This window comes from Mesorhizobium sp. WSM4837 (genome assembly GCF_055811435.1).
On record NZ_JBVVQE010000068.1, the window covers coordinates 20,469 to 36,534 of the forward strand.

The window sequence follows — 16,066 nt, forward strand, 5'->3', positions numbered from 1 at the left end:
TCCTGATGGTATCGATGCAGCCAAACGGAGGTCCCGAAAATGGCCCTTTCCGACGTGAAATGCAGAAATGCCCGACCCACTTCCAAGCTCGTGAAATTGACTGACGGTGGCGGGCTCCAGCTTTGGGTGCAGCCTACTGGATCTCGCCTATGGCGCCTCGCCTATCGTTTTGGCGGCAAGCAGAAGCTTCTGGCGTTGGGCAGCTATCCCCTCATCTCCCTCGCTGAGGCACGCGAGGCGCGCGATACCGCCAAACGTCTCCTCCTACGTGGCATCGACCCCGCACAAGAGCGTAAGTCGCAAAAGGCTTCGGCAGAGGACACCTTTCGGTTAATCGCGGAGGACTATGTCGACAAGCTGAAGAAGGAGGGACGTGCCGACCGGACCATCACCAAGGTCAAATGGTTGCTCGACTTTGCCTATCCTACGTTTGGGGACAAAAGCGTTCGGGAGATCGATCCGGCCACAATTCTTGCCGCTCTCCGCAGCGTGGAGGTTCGCGGTCGATACGAGTCGGCCAGGCGACTGCGCTCCACCATCGGCAGCGTGTTTCGATATGCAATCGCAACCGCACGCGCCGATGTAGATCCGACGGTCGCCCTGAGGGGCGCACTCGTCGGTCCGACGGTCACGCCGCGAGCCGCGGTTACCGATCCTAAGGCCTTGGGAGGCTTGCTGAGGGCGATCAATGCATTTGACGGACAGCCTACAACCCGAGCCGCCCTAAAGCTGATGGCCCTGCTGTTTCCCCGCCCCGGCGAGCTGCGCGCGGCCGGATGGGACGAGTTCGATTTCGAAAGCTCGGTTTGGACAATCCCTGAAGGACGCATGAAGATGCGACGGCCGCACCGCGTACCCCTTGCAACGCAGGCCGTCAGCGCCCTGACCTCGCTTAGAGAAATCTCTGGTGGTGGGCTGCTGCTGTTTCCTAGTGTTCGATCGGGTTCGCGTCCGATTTCCGACAACACGCTTAACGCCGCCCTGCGCCGCATGGGCTACGGTAAGGAAGAAGCTACCGCGCACGGTTTTCGAGCAACGGCATCGACTCTGCTAAACGAATGCGGAAAGTGGCATCCGGACGCCATAGAGCGGCAGCTGGCCCATGTTGAGAGCAACGACGTTCGTCGCGCCTACGCCCGGGCAGAGCACTGGGAAGAGCGCGTAAAGATGATGCAATGGTGGGCCGATTATCTGGATGAACTCGAGAGCAAAAACGCGCGGGTGAAAATTACCGGCGGTTGAAGACCCCTAAAACTGGGCCATCTATGGTCTGGCGAACCCAATGACCAAGACGAATGGTGATTTGCAGCGCTATACCACTGTACAAATTCTGCGAGAGGGTGATCCCTCCCGCTTTCGGGATACATTAACACTGCCCAAACTTCCGGTGAAGCCAAGCATTCTGACTCGAATTCGGCCCATGCATGGCGGGAAGTGAAAGTGAGCTTTGCGCCCTCATCTCGGTCACTGAAGTTGGTTCTGTCGCTCCCTCATAGCGGACGCTCCGGGGTGGCCACGCTGCAGGTTGTGACCTCCCACTGAACTTTCATCCAGCAGCAATTAGAGCCTCGACCGTTTCTGTTACGCTGTAGGGCGCGGGTTGAGCAACCGGCGGAGACGCGAAGCCCTTATCGAGCGGAGCGTCGGAGGCGGTTGCGGTCAGGGTTCCGGCGAACGCCGCCGGGGTCTGGTATGCTAGCGAGGAATGTGGCCTCGCGGTGTTGAAATCCTCCTCCATTCGGCGATGGCGCTCCGCGCATGATCGATGCCGAAGAAGAGGCTCTCGTTCAGCAGCTCGTCCCGCATACGGCCATTGAAGGATCCGACGTAGCCTTTTGCATCGGCTTGCTTGGCGCGATGTAGTACCATTCGAAATTGTGGTCCTTCGACTAGGCAAGAATGGCGTTCGAGGTGAACTCGGTGCCGTGGTCGGAAACGATCATGTCCGGCTTGCCGCGACGGCTGATCAGATCGGTCAGCTCACGTGCCACCCGATGACCGGAGATCGACGTGTCCGGGATGCGGCCAGGCATTCGCGCGTCACGTCATCGACGATGTTCAGCACGCGGAAGCGCCGTCCGCAGGCAAACTGGTCGTGCACGAAGTCCAAGGACCAGCGCGCATTCGGTCTCGCCTCAACCAGGATCGGCGCTCTCGTGCCCACCGCTCGTCGCCACGCCCCGCGCTTGCGAACCCTCAGCCCTTCCTCCCGGGTAGAGCCGATAGATGCGGTTGATCCCTGACGGCTTGCCCTTCCGCCGCAGCAGGATGAACAACCGCCGATAGCCAATCCGGCGCGTTCATTGGCAAGATCCCGTAGCCGGCCGGCGCAGTTCGGTCTCCGGCGGACGGCATGACTGGTAGCGGATCACCTTGCGATCGGCACCGACGAAGGAACAGGCCCGACGCTCTGATAGGCCCATGACGGCCTACAGATGCGCGACGGCTTCGCGATTGGCGGCCGGCCCTACCATTTTGTGACAGAAGCTCGCGAAGTGCCGAGGCTTCCAGCATCTGGTCGGCGAGCAGCTTCTTCAGCTTCGCATTTTCGTCTTCAAGGGCCTCAGGCGCTTGGCGTCGGATACGTCCACCCCGCCATACTTCGCCTTGTGCCTGCGGGCCAGATCGCCCGTTTTCGCGCCCGCCTCGTGCTCGCGCAGAACCGCAATGATCTGCTCTTCCGTAAACAGCTTCCGCTTCATCAGTCCGTCCTTCAGTCAAGGCCGGACGCCAACTCCATGTGAAGGAAAAACTCATTGGCAGGTCAAGGTGTGCCCATTGTCGCCAGCGTAACCGGCGATGCCGCTGGTCATGAAGTCTCGCGCCCAGGTGTCGCAGGCTATCTCTCTTCATGCACCTGCTGCTTGCTTTTCTCGGCCCGGGACATGATGTTTTGAATTCGTGGAGGAGCGCGATGGCCAGTGCGAGCGCGACGAGATCGAACGCGGCCATTTGCTGGTGGTCGCCGAGACCTGGTGACGTAACAGGCTAAATTGCGTATGTCCCAGATTGAGGCCGTCGACCGCTATCTGCGCACCAGTGAACTCGGCCCTTCTTGATCCAGAAATGTGCGAATGAACCATCAAGTTGGCGCACGGAAGGATGCACGGTCGGCCTGCCTAGGATGTCCGCCGTGATTTTCCAATGCGGACGGCGCTTTTCCATCAGGGAAAGCTGGATAATCTCGGAGAGGTCGGCGGGGCACCGGAAGTAGGCCCATTTCTGATAATCGTTCCCGCGCACGATATAGATCTTCCCCGATTTCATGTCTCCCGGTTCCGGGTGATCCGTGATCGTCAAGGCGACAAAATCCGGCGCCTGAATCAGCCGCAGTTGAACAAGCAGCCACAGCAGTATCGACGCGATCACCTGCATCAGCCGATCCTTCCAAGAAAGGGCTCGATATCACCTTCGCCCCAGATCGCATCCGATCCGCAGACGGCACAACCCGGTTTTGATTTGTGCCCAAACCGGCGATCTTCATTGAGATGAAACTTGCGTACCCGATTGGCGGCTGAGCCGTCCTCGCCGCGGAAGCCTTGTAGCCGGTGAATCAGTTCGTTGATGCCCTGGCAGGCGAGTTCCGTCGTGAAGGTCACGACCGCAGGAGCGGGGTCGCCGCCGCCGGCGACATAGGCCTCTGCCTTGCGCTGCTCATATTCTTCGGGGTCTTCCCGCTTGAGTGCTTCCGCCCGTGCGATCTCAGGGTCAATGACACCCCGGCAAACGAGGCAGGTTTCGGGCGGCATCAGCACGGTGGCGCGCCCGTCCAGCGCATTCACCTTTGGGACTTCCTGATCGTCAACGTCGATGGCCAGGCCGATGTCGAATACGGGTATTAAGTAGTAATAGGCAAACCGGTTGAGGAACAACCGGCCTTCATGGTCGTCGGTGCAACCGAATATCACATCGGATGACCGCAAGGCGTCACGGCAACCCGGGTCGCCGACCCAGCTTCGATGGGGACCGTCCGCACACCAAGCCCGAGGCGCGAGATTTCCCGTGCCACGACTTCCACTTTTGGTCGCATCGCATCCGCATCGGTCTGCGTGGATCCGTGTAGTCGATTGAGATTCGTCTGGTCGACGATATCGTTATCGATCAGAACGATCTGACCCACCCCGAGACGCGAGAGCAGCATTGCGACGGCGCTTCCCGTTCCGCCGCATCCGACCACACCGACCCGCAATTTTCTCAGGTCTTCATTGAGGGCCTTGCCGAACGCCAGTGCCTGTCGTTGCAGGGCCGGTGCCGGCAGCCCGCTCCCCCTGTCGGGATAGTGAAGAGCAAATCGGTTGCCGTAGACCCGGACCATCCGAAGTGGTTCGTGAGCGCCTTCATTGGGGAAGAGCCAGACCCGACCGGAGAGCTTTCCATCCGCCGTCAAAATGACGCTGAGCATTTTCGTACCGGCGCCATTCCGATTCACCGCCAATTGTACGAGATCAGGCTCGTTGCGATCATCCTGCTCCGAAAATTCCGTCATGCCCGAAGGGTGATTGTGAACGATTGCCACCACCTGCGATTTCGCTTCGGCTTGCTTGAGCAACTGCACGAAAGACGTGGTCGTCCAGGTGACAACGTTCGATGTCGATTCCACGACGTGATCGTCGGGAACCGTCACGACCTGTTCGACAATGAATTTCTCGTGCGCTTCCCGGTCCCAGGGATCGCGGCGAATGTCTGCCCAGCTGCAAAGCAGATATGCGGCATGTTCACAGCCATCCGGGCGCAGCAAATGATTGCGCAGTTCTTCCAGATGACTGTCCCGGAGTGAGAGGCTGTACGTCGTCATGCAGCCTTCTCCAAGGCGTCTTCGATTCGCTTGATCATGGTCCAGATGCCGTCCACACCGGACCGCCACTCATTGTTATGACGCGACCACCGTTGCCAGTTCTTTCCGGCAAACGTAACCGGCCGATCGGCTTTGTTCGGGTATTTGCCGCCTTTGATCAGTTTCACCCACGGCATCAAGTGAAACATGTCCGGCGCAACGTCAGGATATCCGGCAGGCAGGATGATCAGGACATCGGCGCACTCCGCATCGAAACGGCCGTCAGGCAACGGACGGCCTTTCAGGATTATTCCCTTCTTGTTGCCGTCCTGAACCTCTTCGTACGCGATATGCTTGCTGGTCAGATATTCGACATCGGCCGCCGGAAGAAACGTCATTCCCTCAGCCCTCCGTGGTTGTCTTCTTGCCAGTGAAGAACCGTTCGGTGCCCTTCGGCGTCAGAATGATCTCCTGATTGTCGCCGACCGGAATATCCTCGGGACCCGGAACATCCTGCCAGGCCTCGAAGCTGTTCTGATCAACGCCGACTAGATTCTTAATCTCCGCGCCGGTGATGACGGGTTTAGGCCAATCGTAGGGGCGGCGGTCGATAATGATCTTGTAGGTATCACCATGACCATGACCGTGTTCATTTTCGTGCGGCATTTTCCAAACTCCTTTTTGTTTTTGTCGTTTCGTTGGGCTTAGTTCTTCGGCGGAAACGAATCATGACCATGGCTGTCACGCGCCCGGATGCGACCGTCGCGCCCATGAATGAAAAGCTCCGACTCCTGATGGCGGGAGATCTCCCGGGCGCGGTCTATGGCTTCGCGTTGCGTATCGTGCGTCGAGGTCACGCGGTTCGATCCTTCCGCCCGAACTGCCCATTCACCGTGGTGAGGGACAACATGCTGATTACGTCTACTCATAGTCTGGGTCCTTTCATTTTGCTCGACGATGCAAATCCGCCGATCTGCTAATTAGCGTAAAACGCATGCAAAAAAAATGCAAGCCGTTTGGATGGCCGCCGCTATTTCGGTTGCGACAGGGTATCAAATAGGGACGGTCCGGCGCTCTGCGCCCCCAGAATTCCGAGTTTCAGCAAGCGTATCCGCGCGGCGTCCGCCGAAACCTGAAACGCTGCTCTGATCGCCTCGATCAACGCGCGGCCGTGCGAATCGGTTTGTCCGACAAGGCCATAAAGGCCGTTCGATTCGCAATATTCCCGGACGACCTCACGAACCTTGGAAACTGGCATAAGAATAGCGCCCGAGATGTAACCGGCCTGCCATTCCATCCAGTCGGTCTGGGGCGCGTTCAGCATTGTATCCCGGAAACACACCTGCATATTGGCGCTGGGATTGCGCTTAAGCAGATCAGGAGCAGGCGGTTCCATATCCCACAGATAGGCGTGAAAACGAACATGCCCGTATTCGTGCGCGAGGGTGGTCCGCAGCCTATTCTCGCGGTTGTCATCAAGGGCCAACTTGTCCGAGATCATTACGCGCGGCTTGCGTCCCGGCTGGAAATGCGTCAGCCCTTCGACATGAAGCCCATACTGAGACAGGTCCGCATATTGATCGAGCGCTTCGGTGTCTTGTTCGATGAGCACGGTGAGATCGTCGGTCGATACGGGATATCGGACCTCTCGGTAGCGTTCCTTGAGAAAGCTGCTGATGATGGACTCGCATTGGCGGTCCAGTTCCTCCGGCTTGTAATGCGGCCGCTGCGAAAATCGGCCCGTGCGGTCAGGGACGTATCGCACCATCAGTTTTTCCTTCCCTTCGTCGGGCCGCCGCGAAATGCAACCATCAGGTCCGTCACTTCTTTTTCCGAGAGTTTCTTGTCGCGTACGTCCGCTGGAAAACGGCCGGCAAGGTAATAGAGCCAGTCCTGCTCTATCCCGAGTGCGTCAGCGAACTGGTGAACCATGCGATCAGAGGAAGGACTGCGGCGGTCATGCTCGATATCGTTGAGATATTGAGGCGATATGGCATCTCCATCCTCCCGGAGAATACGCGAGGCGAGATCCTTCAGGCTCCAGCCCTTCGCCTTTCTGGCCTCGCTGATCGCACCACCGAATGTCTTTTGAGCCATGGAAAATAAGCTCCTTCTCACAACGCAAATACGCGGATCAGCGTAGCGTGCGCCCGGAATCCGGTCAAGCGGATTGTCTTTTGGCCGGCTCTATCGCTGCCAAGCGCAGCGGTAATTGAACGAGCCAATCCACGCCTCATGAAAGCGTGGAATCAGCCGAACAGTCTGCTCGACAAGGGGATCGTCGATCGCCTCCGGATTGCCGTGAACAAACGCGTTTCGTCGCTTTTGCAGGTGTTCGAGGTGGCTGGCCACATCGGCGAAGCCAAGGTCGGTGAGATCCTGCGCGTAGGTCGTTCCAAAAAGGATGCGGTGCACTTGATCAAGGCGTCTGCCGATCATCCCGTATCGCCCGAGCAGATCACGCGCAACCGCTTCGGGAAGCCGTTCCGTAGCCGCCTCGTAATACCAATCCATCAACGTTTCAAAGTAGGTCCAGAAGACCAGCGCGACCAGCACCCTTCCCGACGGTTCCTTGTTACGAGGCAGGTTTTTCGGATCGGTAGCGGAAAGCGGGCGAAGCCAGTCCCGATGCATGATCTGCAGCATGACGTAAGGCGACCAGTCGAGCGCGCCGGGCAGCGTGCGCTGATACGATACGATTTCACAGTCTACGATAACCGGTTCCGGCTCGCTATAGTCCGCTGCGCAGACCGGGCAGGGCGTATCGGCGTCCATGAGCGCATGGCATGCTCCGCACCGAATACGGTTTTGCCATGCTCCCCACCACCAGTCCCATTCGTCACACTGATCCGTCATGCGTAGTGTCCGTTAGCTTGAGCGCATAGCGCCGCAGCGCCCAGATCGCTAATCGGCTGAGGCTTTCGAGGTCAGCCGCAGAAGCCGCTTCCTGCATCACAAGTCCTGGAACGAGCGCCTGCGCCTTGCTCGCGGGCATGCCGATGCGAAGTCCTGCGGCCTAGGCGGCGGCGTCCGCGGCAAGGATTGCCCGTCGTCGTCCGTCACCCTAAACGTCGGTTGAGGCAGATGGAAGCGATCGCGTGAAGGGTCCGCTTCACGCAATTGAATGCAGGGAAAGCGTACAGGCAGCTACCGGCCCGAACGCGACGTCTGAGTAATGGCTCACTGATCGCCAGCTCAGCGAAAAGCCGTCCGCCGACTTGCCGCACGGATTGCTCTCCTGCCGGAATGCCCCCGTTCACACGTTGCTGCCAGTTTACGCCGAACGAACTAGTCAGGCCGCTTCCGCTTAACGAGGCTCGTCTTATTTTAGCCCAACACGATCTCCTCGCTACGAAATGGCAACTAGGATGTGGCTTTGTGCTTCGATACCACCACGCCCGGAATATCAGGACCGAGGCAGCGTCCATGAAGAGTGACGCAAACTCGTATGCCCCACGAGGGCTATCTCGTGAGGAAGCAGCTCGTTACATCGGTGTCGGATCGACGCTTTTTGACGAGATGGTTGCCGATGGGCGCATGCCGAAGCCCAAGCGCATCAACAGCCGCGCTGTCTGGGATCGTGTAGCCCTGGATATCGCTTTCACCTCGTTACCGGACAAAGATAGCGGCCTTCAAGAGCTGTTGCAACGAAGCAAACGGGACGTAGAATAAAGATAAGCAACTACGCTGGTTGCGTATGCGCTGCAGGCGTAGTATGATGATGGCCGGCGCGGAAGGGATGACGTGAACGAGAATGAGAAACTCGCGCAAGACGTGAAAGCATGGCGGGTCCAGGAAGGGTTCACTGCCGAAGCCGCGGCCAAGGTTCTGGGAATACCGAAGCGCACCTTTGAAGGTATAGAGCAAGGCAGAGGCTTTCCATATCCAGTCCTGCTGCGCGTTGCCATGAAAAGTGAGGACTTGTTGCAGAAGCCCCTACGCGAGGACTTGCAGCGCGGAGAGTAATTCAATGGCCAAACATCCTGACTACCCTGGAGCTTCTTCGCGCCTGATCAATGGCAAGGAGTACTGGCGCTTCCGAGCTAATCGCCGTGCTCGACAAATAACCTTACCCGGCCAGCCCGGCGACGAAGCGTTTGAGATCGCCTACCGGCGTGCCGTTGAAGGTCGCGCTGGCAGCGCGGAAATTATCAACATGCCCGGGCGCGCCTTGCCGCGTACTTTTGGGCATGCAGCACGGCGACTCGAGACTACCATGGAATGGCTGGACTTTGACGAGGCAACGCAGCGGAAGAACCTGCGGCTCATTGAACGCTTCCTTGAGATGCAGGTCGATCCTGACTATCCACTGACGTGGCGCGATACGCCGGTGGAACATCTTGATGCCGATCGTCTGCGCGCGATAATCGAGGGCATCTTTCTTGGCAACCGGACCGTTGCCAAGCACCTTCTCGTCGCGATCAAAAAACTGTTGTGGGTGGCAATTCAAGTCGAGAAATGGATCAAGCCGCAGGACGACCCATCGCTGTCCATTCGTGTACGCGTGCCCAGGTCCACCAAGAACCCGGCCTGGCCAATCGGGATCAGAGAAAAGTACGAAGAGCGGCATCCAATTGGTACCCCTGCTCGGACCTGCTACGCACTCGGTTTCTGGCTCGGCAATCGGCGCGCCGATATCGCTGCTCTTGAATGGTGCGATATGGTGAGCGAGGAGATCGAGCTGTTCGACGGCTCGCTGGTGTTGATCGAAGCCTTTGACTTTCGGCAGAAGAAAAACCGCAATCGCCACGGGGGTCGAGAGATGTTCATTCCGGTCGTAGACAAGCTGGCAGCCGCGCTTGAACCTCTCGACCGATCGAAAGGCGGCACCGTCTTAAAGACTGCTTATGGCAGGACTTTCTCGGAAAAGAGCCTAACCGGCATGATGCGGCATTGGACCCGGCAGGCTGGAATACCCGATGGCTATACGCTTCATGGACTGCGCCGCACATTCGGTACCTACCTGGCCGAGTGCAACATCCAAGCGCGTGCCATAATGGAGGCTATGGGACATACGTCCATGACGGTGACCGACGAATACGTCCGTGAGGCGAACAAGAAGCGCATTGCCGTCGACATTGCTAGAGCGATAAACCAGCGAGAAGAAAAGCGCGATCAGGCGAAGCGGCGGGCCAATTTGCGCATCGTCGGCTCACAATGAATCGCGAACTGTTCGAAAGCGCGCCCGTTCAGAGGATTTTTTGCTGCCAAAGCGCCGTGGGCAAAGCGTGGGCAGGGCGTGGGCAAAGGACACTTTTTTGCAATGAAATCAATGGTCATGGTGGGCCCGGAGGGACTCGAACCCCCAACCAAGCGGTTATGAGCCGCCGGCTCTAACCATTGAGCTACAGGCCCCACACGCGGCTGGATTAATGTTTTTCCCCGAATCGCACAAGGCTTTCCGGATGGGCTGGCCGAAATCGTCCAAATCAGCCCGTATTCAGACACTAGAGCGACGTGCGTCCACTTAGACGCGCAAGATGCGCTCTAACGCTTTAAATCTACGCATCGTGCTTCCCGAAATCGATTCCGATTCCTGGGCGGATGCGGTAGTCGACAAGCGCGACTGGATCGCAGACCGAGGAGATTTTTATGACCAGACATCTTTTGCCCTTGGCGCTCGCCGCCGCAATCGCTTTTCCGGCGATGGCCGGCGCGGCAGATTCGCCGCCGCCGCCCCGCATCGTCGTCACTGGCGAAGGCGAAGCGACTGCGGCCCCCGATCTGGCGCTGCTGACGCTCAGCGTCATGCGCGAGGCCAAGACCGCGCGTGCCGCGCTCGATGCCAACAACGACGCCATGGCTTCGGTGATCGCCGCAATGAAGTCGGCCGGCATCAAGGAGCGCGACCTGCAGACAGCCGGCATCCAGATCAGCCCGCGCTACAATTATACCAACAAGCCCGACGGCAGCCAGGAAGCCGAACTCATCGCCTACCAGGTGACCAACACGCTTTCGGTGCGCATCCGCGACATCGACAAGACAGGCGAGATTCTCGACAGGGCGGTATCGCTCGGCGTCAACCAGGGCGGCGGCATCTCGTTCTCCAATGAGGATCCAACGGCAACTGTCACCGAAGCCCGCAAGAAGGCGGTCGCCGACGCCATGGCCAAGGCCAGGACGCTGGCTGAAGCTGCCGGGGTCAGCATCGGGCGGGTGCTGGAAATCACCGACCAGAACGTCGCGCCGCCGCCGATACCGATGACCGCCAAGGCCTTTGATGCGGCCCGCGAATCGGTTCCGGTGCAGGCTGGCGAGAATTCCTACACGGTGCAGGTCACAGTCACTTTTGAGTTGAAGTGACCGCCACCTGAAGGCGGCTGTTGCAGCAATATTGACTTTGCTGCATGAAAAACCCCGGAGGATTGGTCCTCCGGGGTTTTTTCGAGCCGCACCCTTCTATCTCAGGGGGCTCTACTCCAGACCGACCTTCTGCGAAGGTCGTGTCTCCAGGCCGACCTTCGCAGAAGGTCATGTCCCAAGCTGACCTTCGCAGAAGATCATCCCCACCAAGCAGGCCGTTGCCGGTAGGCAAACGTGCCGAACGCTTACCGGTAGAGGACCGGGCAGCCGCGCTCATTGGCGAACACGACCACGACGCGGTCGCCATACTGGCGGCCCGCTACTTTCACGGTGCGGCGGCCGACGTCGATGATACGGGCACGGCGCAGACCCATGCGCTCTGCCTTGCCGAGAGCACGGTTTGGCGAGCAGGACCGGCGCCAGTCGCGTTCGCGGCGGCGTTCGCGGTAGTAATCATCGTCATCGCCGGAATAGACGCCGACGCGCGGTTCGTCATTGTTGCCGAAGCCGAGGTAGATGCTGTCTGCATGGGCTGTGGCGGGAATGGCGGCAAGCGTGCCGAGGCCGATAAGCGCCGAAAGGGCCACCGTCTTGATCGTATTGAACATGTCTTCTCTCCTTGTTCAGGGCTTCCGCCCGCCGTTGATCGAACCAATGTGTCTTGGTCGAACCGATGGCGAGGAGAATGCGCTTGCGTATCTGAACTTTTTACGAACCGGCCGTTCATTTCTGGTTCATGTAGAAACAAGCAATTGCGCAGTCTTCTCGGCTTACCGGTTCTGAACAATCCGGTCGGTTCTGAACCATTTGGGTCGAAAACGCGCTGTCGGGCAGCCGGTTCCGGTTCCTGAAGGCCCGTCGCTAGGGCTCGTCGTCCAGCATGTGCTCGAAATAGTCGTCGGGCTCGGTGAGATCCGTCTCGCTGGCGCTGACCCGGCCCCGCATGGAGATGCCGGCCTCATGCACCGTCTCGGCACTGCCTGAAACCAGCCTGTGCCACCAGTAGAGATCGTGGCCCTCGGCGACCAGCCGGTAGGCGCAGGTTTTGGGCAGCCAACTGATGGTGCGCACATTCTGCGGCGTCAGACCGACGCAGTCCGGGACACGCGCCAGCCGGTTGGCATAATCGGAGCAGCGGCAAGTTTCGGCGTCGAACAGCCGGCAGCCGACGCTCGTCCAGTAAATCGCGCCAGTGTCTTCGTCCTCGAGTTTCGACAGGCAGCATTTGCCGCAGCCGTCGCAAAGCGATTCCCACTCGGCCGGGGTCATCGCCTCGAGCGTCTTGGTTTTCCAGAACGGCGTTTCCATCGACGGGATGTGGCCCCTGGCCGGGTGAAGGTCAAGCACCGCAACAGACGCAGACCCGGCCAGCACCATAGGCCGGCACCATAGGAATAACACGAAGTCGCCTTCAAAACGCCGGCCAATTGCCCTTCGTAGCCGTTAATGCCCGCTAACCGGAACCAATCCGGTTGATGAACAGTTTGGGCCGGGATGGGACGCCAAAGGAGGATTTTTAATGAAACGCCAACCACGGATTCTGGCAGGCACGGCACTTGGCCTGCTGATGGCGTCCGCGCCGTTGGGCGCATTCCCGTTGCAGGGCAGTGCCGCGTTCGACCCACCGCAGAATACCGCCACGCCGTTGATCCTCGTGCAGTCGAATTGCCCCGAAGGCGAGTCGGCAGAAGGCTGCGCACCGCAGGCGGAACCGGAGCAGAAGCCTCGCAAGAAGCGCGAGCGGCAGGCTGAACAGGCCGCGCCTTCCGGCGAGGAGCAGCAGGGCGGTCAGCGCAGGAAGCGCGAGCAGCAACAGCAGGAGGCCGAGCAGGCCGCACCTGCCAGCGAGGAACAGCCCGAGCCGCGCAGAAAGAAGCGCGAGCAGCAACAGCAGGAGGCCGAGCAAGCCGCACCTGCCAGCGATGAACAGCCCGAGCCACGCAGAAAGAAACGTGACCGGCAACAGCAGGAGGAAGCCGCACCGGCCGAACGGCCCGCCGAGCAGGCCGCACCTGCCAGCGACGAACAGCCCGAACCGCGCAGAAAGAAGCGCGACCGGGAACAGCAGGAGGAAGCAGCACCTGCCGAAAAGCCCGCCGAGCAGGCGGCGCCTGCCAGCGACGAACAGCCCGAACCGCGCAGAAAGAAGCGCGACCGGCAACAGCAGCAGGAAGCCGAGCAGGCTGCGCCTGGCGAAGAGGTCGCACCTGCAAATGACAACGAGCAGGTCACGCCGCGCAGGAAGAAGCGGGAACAGGATCAGCAGATCGAAGCCGCACCATCCGAACAGCCAGCCAGCAAGGAAGCCGGCGAGCAGGCCGAGCCGCTTCCGACCGACCAGCAAACGGCTCCCGCTGAGGGCGACAAGCCCCGGGATCAGGCCAAGGAACGCGGCAAGAAGCCTGTCGACGAACAGCCGGTGACAGGCGAGCAGCCTTCAACCGGCGAGCAGCCCGCCGAGCGCGAACAGGCCGCGCCCGCCGAAGGCGAAGGTCCGGCACAAGGCGAGGCTCCAGTGTTCGACAGCCAGAAGGATGCCAGGCGCAAGCGCAAGGGCGGCAGGGACAACGCGCAAGAGACCGGCGGCCAGGACGCGGGTGGTCAGCCCACCCAGCAGGACGGCGAACAGGCGGAAGCCCCGAGGCCGGCTCCGGTCGACCAGGGACCGCCGCCCACCGACGACAGGGCGGCCCAGCAGGCGATCAAGCTTGAGAGGATGGTTCGGGCCACGGAGGAAAAGGGCAGACGCGTTGAGCGTGCGCCCGACGAGGAAAACATTCGCCGCCGTCGTGAACGCCCGCGCGGGGTCGACGTCGTCAGGGAACTCGGCGACCGCGTCATCCTCCAGTTCAACAACCAGACGATCGTGGAAAGCAGCGATGCGCCGCGCATGCGGCGTGGCGCGCGGAACGTCTACTATGAGGAGTTGTCGAGCAATCGCACCCGGGAAATCGTCGAGCGTGACAATGGTATCCAGATCGTCACCATCCGCAACCGTTACGGCGACGTCGTCCAGCGTTCACGCATCGCGCCCGATGGGCGCGAATATGTGCTGAGCTATGTCGACGAGCGACACTATGAGGACGATGGCGACTGGCGCGATCCGGGCGACGACCTGCCGCCGATTCGGATCGACATTCCGCGCGAGGAGTACATTCTGGATTCCGAGGAGGTCGAGGATCCGGAAGACTACTATGCCTTCCTTGAACAGCCGCCGGTGGAGAGGGTGCAGCGCCTCTACTCGATCGACGAGGTCAAGCGCTCGGCCCGCGTGCGCGACATCGCCCGCCGCATCGACCTCGACACGCTGAACTTCGAATTCGGTTCAGCCTCGATCCCCGAAACCGAGGTGCAGAAACTGGAAGGCGTCGCCACCGCCATGGAGAAGCTGCTGGAGAAGAACCCGGCGGAAACCTTCCTGATCGAGGGCCATACCGATGCCGTCGGCAAGCCGGAGGCGAACCTCGCTCTGTCCGACCGTCGCGCCGAGGCGGTCGCCGAAGCCCTGAGCAATGCCTTCAGCATCCCGCCGGAGAACCTGACGACACAGGGCTATGGCGAGGAGTATCTCAAGGTCGATACGTCGGAGCCTGAGCGCGAGAACCGTCGCGTCGCCATCCGCCGCATCACCTCGCTGGTGGCGCCGGTCGCCAGCGCGAATTAATTCGCAATTCCAGGAACCTGAACTGGTTTCTGGAATCTATGCGGGAAGACGCAGCCCACCCCGGTTTCACCGGGATGGGCAATTTCCGGCAGTGAGCCGAGGTTGCAGGAGAATGTAAGTCGCGATTTAACCAGGCATTGAATCGCGAGGTCGTCCACCCCAGATTCTGGCTAGGGCTTCCCTGCCCTGTCCCGACTCCAGCGGGACACATGAGCCCCGCCGGTACCCCCTCGCCGGCGGGGTTTTTGTTTCCGGCTTTGGTTGGGAAACGAGGGCTATGCCGGTGCCAGTCAGTAGATATTTTTCACGTTGGTTTTCGAATTCGCAAACACCTCGTCCGGCACGAAGAAATCGCCGGCAAGCGGACCTGTCGCGTCAGGCGCATAGATCGAAAAATCGCTGACGCCCTCGGCGCGCAGCACCTCCTCGTCGATGTAGAAATTGCCGGTCGCTTCGCGCGACGGCCTGAGCAGGATCGCATGCGCGGCATCGGCCATGATATCGGGCGAACGGCTCATCGCCGCCACTGTCGCCCCGCCCAGAAGATTGCGCACCGCTGCCGTATCGATCGTCGAGATCGGCCACAGCGAATTGACGGCGATGCCGTCCCTGGCGAACTCCGCGCTCATGCCCAGCGTGCACATCGACATGCCGAATTTGGCCATCGTATAGACGACATGGTTCTTGAACCATTTGGCCTTCATGTCGAGTGGCGGCGCCAGATTCAAGATGTGAGGATTGTCGGCCAACTTCAGGTGCGGAATGCACATTTTGGAAACCAGGAACGTGCCGCGTGTGTTGATCTGGTGCATCAGGTCGTAGCGCTTCATGTCGGTTTCCAGCGTCCCGGTGAGTTGGATGGCGCTGGCATTGTTGATGCAGATGTCGATGCCGCCGAATTTTTCGACGGTTCTGGCGACCGCCTCGGCCACCTGCCCCTCCTCGCGTATGTCGCACAGCATCGGCAATGCCTTGCCGCCTGCCTGCTCGATCTCCTCAGCCGCCGTATAGATCGTGCCCGGCAGCTTCGGGTGGGGCTCGGCGGTCTTGGCCGCGATGGTCACATTGGCGCCGTCGCGCGCGGCGCGCAGCGCGATCGCCAGCCCGATGCCGCGCGACCCGCCGGAGATGAACAGCGTCTTTCCCTTGAGCGACATGTCTTGCGCCTCCGTTGCAAATCGGTTGGTCGCGATCCTTGCCCCGTGCCGTCGCCGGATACAAGAGCGGGGAGCATCGAGAGATGGTGACGCTGCGGAGGATTTCCGCGGCGTCGCGCTGCCCCTCATCCGCCTGCCGGGCACTTCTCCCCGTATAGAGACGGGGAG

Annotated in this window: 18 protein-coding genes, 1 tRNA gene and 1 pseudogene; 6 read left to right on the forward strand and 14 right to left on the reverse strand. The window is 60.2% G+C overall.

The annotated features are described in order from the left end of the window. Nucleotides 1-39: 39 nt before the first annotated feature. The gene (locus AC0L3D_RS29085; RefSeq protein ID WP_473646577.1) at nucleotides 40-1,242 is read left to right on the forward strand and encodes a tyrosine-type recombinase/integrase; all 1,203 of its coding nucleotides are present in this window, start codon (nucleotides 40-42) and stop codon (nucleotides 1,240-1,242) included. 304 nt (nucleotides 1,243-1,546) lie between these two features. Here the strand turns inward: AC0L3D_RS29085 and AC0L3D_RS29090 are convergent. The 10 genes and pseudogenes from AC0L3D_RS29090 to AC0L3D_RS29135 form a co-directional block, all read right to left on the reverse strand. After that, nucleotides 1,547-2,702 (reverse strand): annotated as a pseudogene (locus AC0L3D_RS29090) (IS3 family transposase). A gap of 286 nt (nucleotides 2,703-2,988) precedes the next feature. Further along, entirely contained in the window at nucleotides 2,989-3,375 is a 387-nt protein-coding gene (locus AC0L3D_RS29095) for a ubiquitination-like system serine protease family protein (RefSeq protein WP_473646578.1), read from the reverse strand. Further along, nucleotides 3,375-3,908 carry a hypothetical protein gene (locus AC0L3D_RS29100; protein WP_473646579.1) on the reverse strand — a complete coding sequence of 178 codons (534 nt, stop codon included), beginning with the start codon at nucleotides 3,906-3,908 and terminating at the stop codon, nucleotides 3,375-3,377. The genes AC0L3D_RS29095 and AC0L3D_RS29100 overlap by 1 nt, the downstream gene beginning before the upstream one ends. Further along, a complete protein-coding gene (locus tag AC0L3D_RS29105) occupies nucleotides 3,905-4,795 on the reverse strand; it encodes a ThiF family adenylyltransferase (RefSeq protein ID WP_473646581.1) in 891 nt (296 codons plus the stop codon). The genes AC0L3D_RS29100 and AC0L3D_RS29105 overlap by 4 nt, the downstream gene beginning before the upstream one ends. Continuing rightward, nucleotides 4,792-5,172: an E2/UBC family protein gene (locus tag AC0L3D_RS29110; RefSeq protein ID WP_473499151.1), complete on the reverse strand. Its 381-nt coding sequence runs from the start codon at nucleotides 5,170-5,172 to the stop codon at nucleotides 4,792-4,794. The genes AC0L3D_RS29105 and AC0L3D_RS29110 overlap by 4 nt, the downstream gene beginning before the upstream one ends. Nucleotides 5,173-5,176: 4 nt before the next feature. Then, nucleotides 5,177-5,440, reverse strand: coding sequence for a multiubiquitin domain-containing protein (locus AC0L3D_RS29115; RefSeq protein WP_473646582.1), 264 nt, complete (start codon nucleotides 5,438-5,440; stop codon nucleotides 5,177-5,179). A 38-nt stretch (nucleotides 5,441-5,478) separates the two neighbouring features. Further along, entirely contained in the window at nucleotides 5,479-5,703 is a 225-nt protein-coding gene (locus AC0L3D_RS29120) for a DUF2188 domain-containing protein (protein ID WP_473646583.1), read from the reverse strand. A 101-nt stretch (nucleotides 5,704-5,804) separates the two neighbouring features. After that, nucleotides 5,805-6,542, reverse strand: a complete 738-nt coding sequence (locus tag AC0L3D_RS29125; RefSeq protein ID WP_473646585.1) for an ImmA/IrrE family metallo-endopeptidase — start codon at nucleotides 6,540-6,542, stop codon at nucleotides 5,805-5,807. Further along, nucleotides 6,542-6,871 carry a helix-turn-helix domain-containing protein gene (locus tag AC0L3D_RS29130; protein WP_473499159.1) on the reverse strand — a complete coding sequence of 110 codons (330 nt, stop codon included), beginning with the start codon at nucleotides 6,869-6,871 and terminating at the stop codon, nucleotides 6,542-6,544. The genes AC0L3D_RS29125 and AC0L3D_RS29130 overlap by 1 nt, the downstream gene beginning before the upstream one ends. Before the next feature lie 90 nt (nucleotides 6,872-6,961). Then, complete coding sequence (locus AC0L3D_RS29135; RefSeq protein ID WP_473646587.1) at nucleotides 6,962-7,549, reverse strand: hypothetical protein; 588 nt, start codon at nucleotides 7,547-7,549, stop codon at nucleotides 6,962-6,964. Nucleotides 7,550-8,200: 651 nt separating this feature from the next. Here AC0L3D_RS29135 and AC0L3D_RS29140 point away from each other — a divergent pair. The 3 genes from AC0L3D_RS29140 to AC0L3D_RS29150 all read left to right on the forward strand — a co-directional run bounded on the left by AC0L3D_RS29140 (nucleotide 8,201) and on the right by AC0L3D_RS29150 (nucleotide 9,935). Then, nucleotides 8,201-8,446, forward strand: coding sequence for a helix-turn-helix transcriptional regulator (locus AC0L3D_RS29140; RefSeq protein WP_473646588.1), 246 nt, complete (start codon nucleotides 8,201-8,203; stop codon nucleotides 8,444-8,446). 72 nt (nucleotides 8,447-8,518) lie between these two features. Then, nucleotides 8,519-8,740 (forward strand): helix-turn-helix domain-containing protein, encoded by a 222-nt coding sequence (locus AC0L3D_RS29145; RefSeq protein ID WP_473646590.1) that lies wholly within the window; start codon nucleotides 8,519-8,521, stop codon nucleotides 8,738-8,740. A gap of 4 nt (nucleotides 8,741-8,744) precedes the next feature. Next, the gene (locus AC0L3D_RS29150; protein WP_473646591.1) at nucleotides 8,745-9,935 is read left to right on the forward strand and encodes a site-specific integrase; all 1,191 of its coding nucleotides are present in this window, start codon (nucleotides 8,745-8,747) and stop codon (nucleotides 9,933-9,935) included. 118 nt (nucleotides 9,936-10,053) lie between these two features. Here the strand turns inward: AC0L3D_RS29150 and AC0L3D_RS29155 are convergent. Beyond that, a tRNA-Ile gene (locus AC0L3D_RS29155) sits at nucleotides 10,054-10,129 on the reverse strand. 237 nt (nucleotides 10,130-10,366) lie between these two features. Between AC0L3D_RS29155 and AC0L3D_RS29160 the strand changes: the two genes are divergently transcribed. After that, nucleotides 10,367-11,077 carry an SIMPL domain-containing protein gene (locus tag AC0L3D_RS29160; RefSeq protein ID WP_287067655.1) on the forward strand — a complete coding sequence of 237 codons (711 nt, stop codon included), beginning with the start codon at nucleotides 10,367-10,369 and terminating at the stop codon, nucleotides 11,075-11,077. 245 nt (nucleotides 11,078-11,322) lie between these two features. On the opposite strand, the gene AC0L3D_RS29165 is transcribed toward AC0L3D_RS29160, so the two are convergent. Further along, nucleotides 11,323-11,685 (reverse strand): hypothetical protein, encoded by a 363-nt coding sequence (locus AC0L3D_RS29165; protein ID WP_128247787.1) that lies wholly within the window; start codon nucleotides 11,683-11,685, stop codon nucleotides 11,323-11,325. 253 nt (nucleotides 11,686-11,938) lie between these two features. After that, nucleotides 11,939-12,385, reverse strand: coding sequence for a YcgN family cysteine cluster protein (locus AC0L3D_RS29170; protein ID WP_473646595.1), 447 nt, complete (start codon nucleotides 12,383-12,385; stop codon nucleotides 11,939-11,941). Nucleotides 12,386-12,596: 211 nt separating this feature from the next. Between AC0L3D_RS29170 and AC0L3D_RS29175 the strand changes: the two genes are divergently transcribed. Continuing rightward, nucleotides 12,597-14,741: an OmpA family protein gene (locus AC0L3D_RS29175; RefSeq protein WP_473646592.1), complete on the forward strand. Its 2,145-nt coding sequence runs from the start codon at nucleotides 12,597-12,599 to the stop codon at nucleotides 14,739-14,741. A gap of 290 nt (nucleotides 14,742-15,031) precedes the next feature. Here the strand turns inward: AC0L3D_RS29175 and AC0L3D_RS29180 are convergent, their stop codons facing one another. Continuing rightward, nucleotides 15,032-15,898, reverse strand: a complete 867-nt coding sequence (locus tag AC0L3D_RS29180) for an SDR family oxidoreductase (RefSeq protein WP_473646594.1) — start codon at nucleotides 15,896-15,898, stop codon at nucleotides 15,032-15,034. Nucleotides 15,899-16,066 lie beyond the last annotated feature (168 nt).

What these genes read in the sequence shown, in the direction of transcription:
- AC0L3D_RS29125 (WP_473646585.1), bottom strand. Translation starts at nt 6,542, where the DNA reads ATGGTGCGATACGTCCCTGACCGCACGGGCCGATTTTCGCAGCGGCCG.
- AC0L3D_RS29150 (WP_473646591.1), top strand. Translation starts at nt 8,745, where the DNA reads ATGGCCAAACATCCTGACTACCCTGGAGCTTCTTCGCGCCTGATCAAT.
- AC0L3D_RS29160 (WP_287067655.1), top strand. Translation starts at nt 10,367, where the DNA reads ATGACCAGACATCTTTTGCCCTTGGCGCTCGCCGCCGCAATCGCTTTT.
- AC0L3D_RS29115 (WP_473646582.1), bottom strand. Translation starts at nt 5,440, where the DNA reads ATGCCGCACGAAAATGAACACGGTCATGGTCATGGTGATACCTACAAG.
- AC0L3D_RS29130 (WP_473499159.1), bottom strand. Translation starts at nt 6,871, where the DNA reads ATGGCTCAAAAGACATTCGGTGGTGCGATCAGCGAGGCCAGAAAGGCG.
- AC0L3D_RS29180 (WP_473646594.1), bottom strand. Translation starts at nt 15,898, where the DNA reads ATGTCGCTCAAGGGAAAGACGCTGTTCATCTCCGGCGGGTCGCGCGGC.
- AC0L3D_RS29140 (WP_473646588.1), top strand. Translation starts at nt 8,201, where the DNA reads ATGAAGAGTGACGCAAACTCGTATGCCCCACGAGGGCTATCTCGTGAG.
- AC0L3D_RS29105 (WP_473646581.1), bottom strand. Translation starts at nt 4,795, where the DNA reads ATGACGACGTACAGCCTCTCACTCCGGGACAGTCATCTGGAAGAACTG.
- AC0L3D_RS29095 (WP_473646578.1), bottom strand. Translation starts at nt 3,375, where the DNA reads ATGCAGGTGATCGCGTCGATACTGCTGTGGCTGCTTGTTCAACTGCGG.
- AC0L3D_RS29165 (WP_128247787.1), bottom strand. Translation starts at nt 11,685, where the DNA reads ATGTTCAATACGATCAAGACGGTGGCCCTTTCGGCGCTTATCGGCCTC.
- AC0L3D_RS29085 (WP_473646577.1), top strand. Translation starts at nt 40, where the DNA reads ATGGCCCTTTCCGACGTGAAATGCAGAAATGCCCGACCCACTTCCAAG.
- AC0L3D_RS29175 (WP_473646592.1), top strand. Translation starts at nt 12,597, where the DNA reads ATGAAACGCCAACCACGGATTCTGGCAGGCACGGCACTTGGCCTGCTG.
- AC0L3D_RS29120 (WP_473646583.1), bottom strand. Translation starts at nt 5,703, where the DNA reads ATGAGTAGACGTAATCAGCATGTTGTCCCTCACCACGGTGAATGGGCA.
- AC0L3D_RS29170 (WP_473646595.1), bottom strand. Translation starts at nt 12,385, where the DNA reads ATGGAAACGCCGTTCTGGAAAACCAAGACGCTCGAGGCGATGACCCCG.
- AC0L3D_RS29135 (WP_473646587.1), bottom strand. Translation starts at nt 7,549, where the DNA reads ATGGACGCCGATACGCCCTGCCCGGTCTGCGCAGCGGACTATAGCGAG.
- AC0L3D_RS29110 (WP_473499151.1), bottom strand. Translation starts at nt 5,172, where the DNA reads ATGACGTTTCTTCCGGCGGCCGATGTCGAATATCTGACCAGCAAGCAT.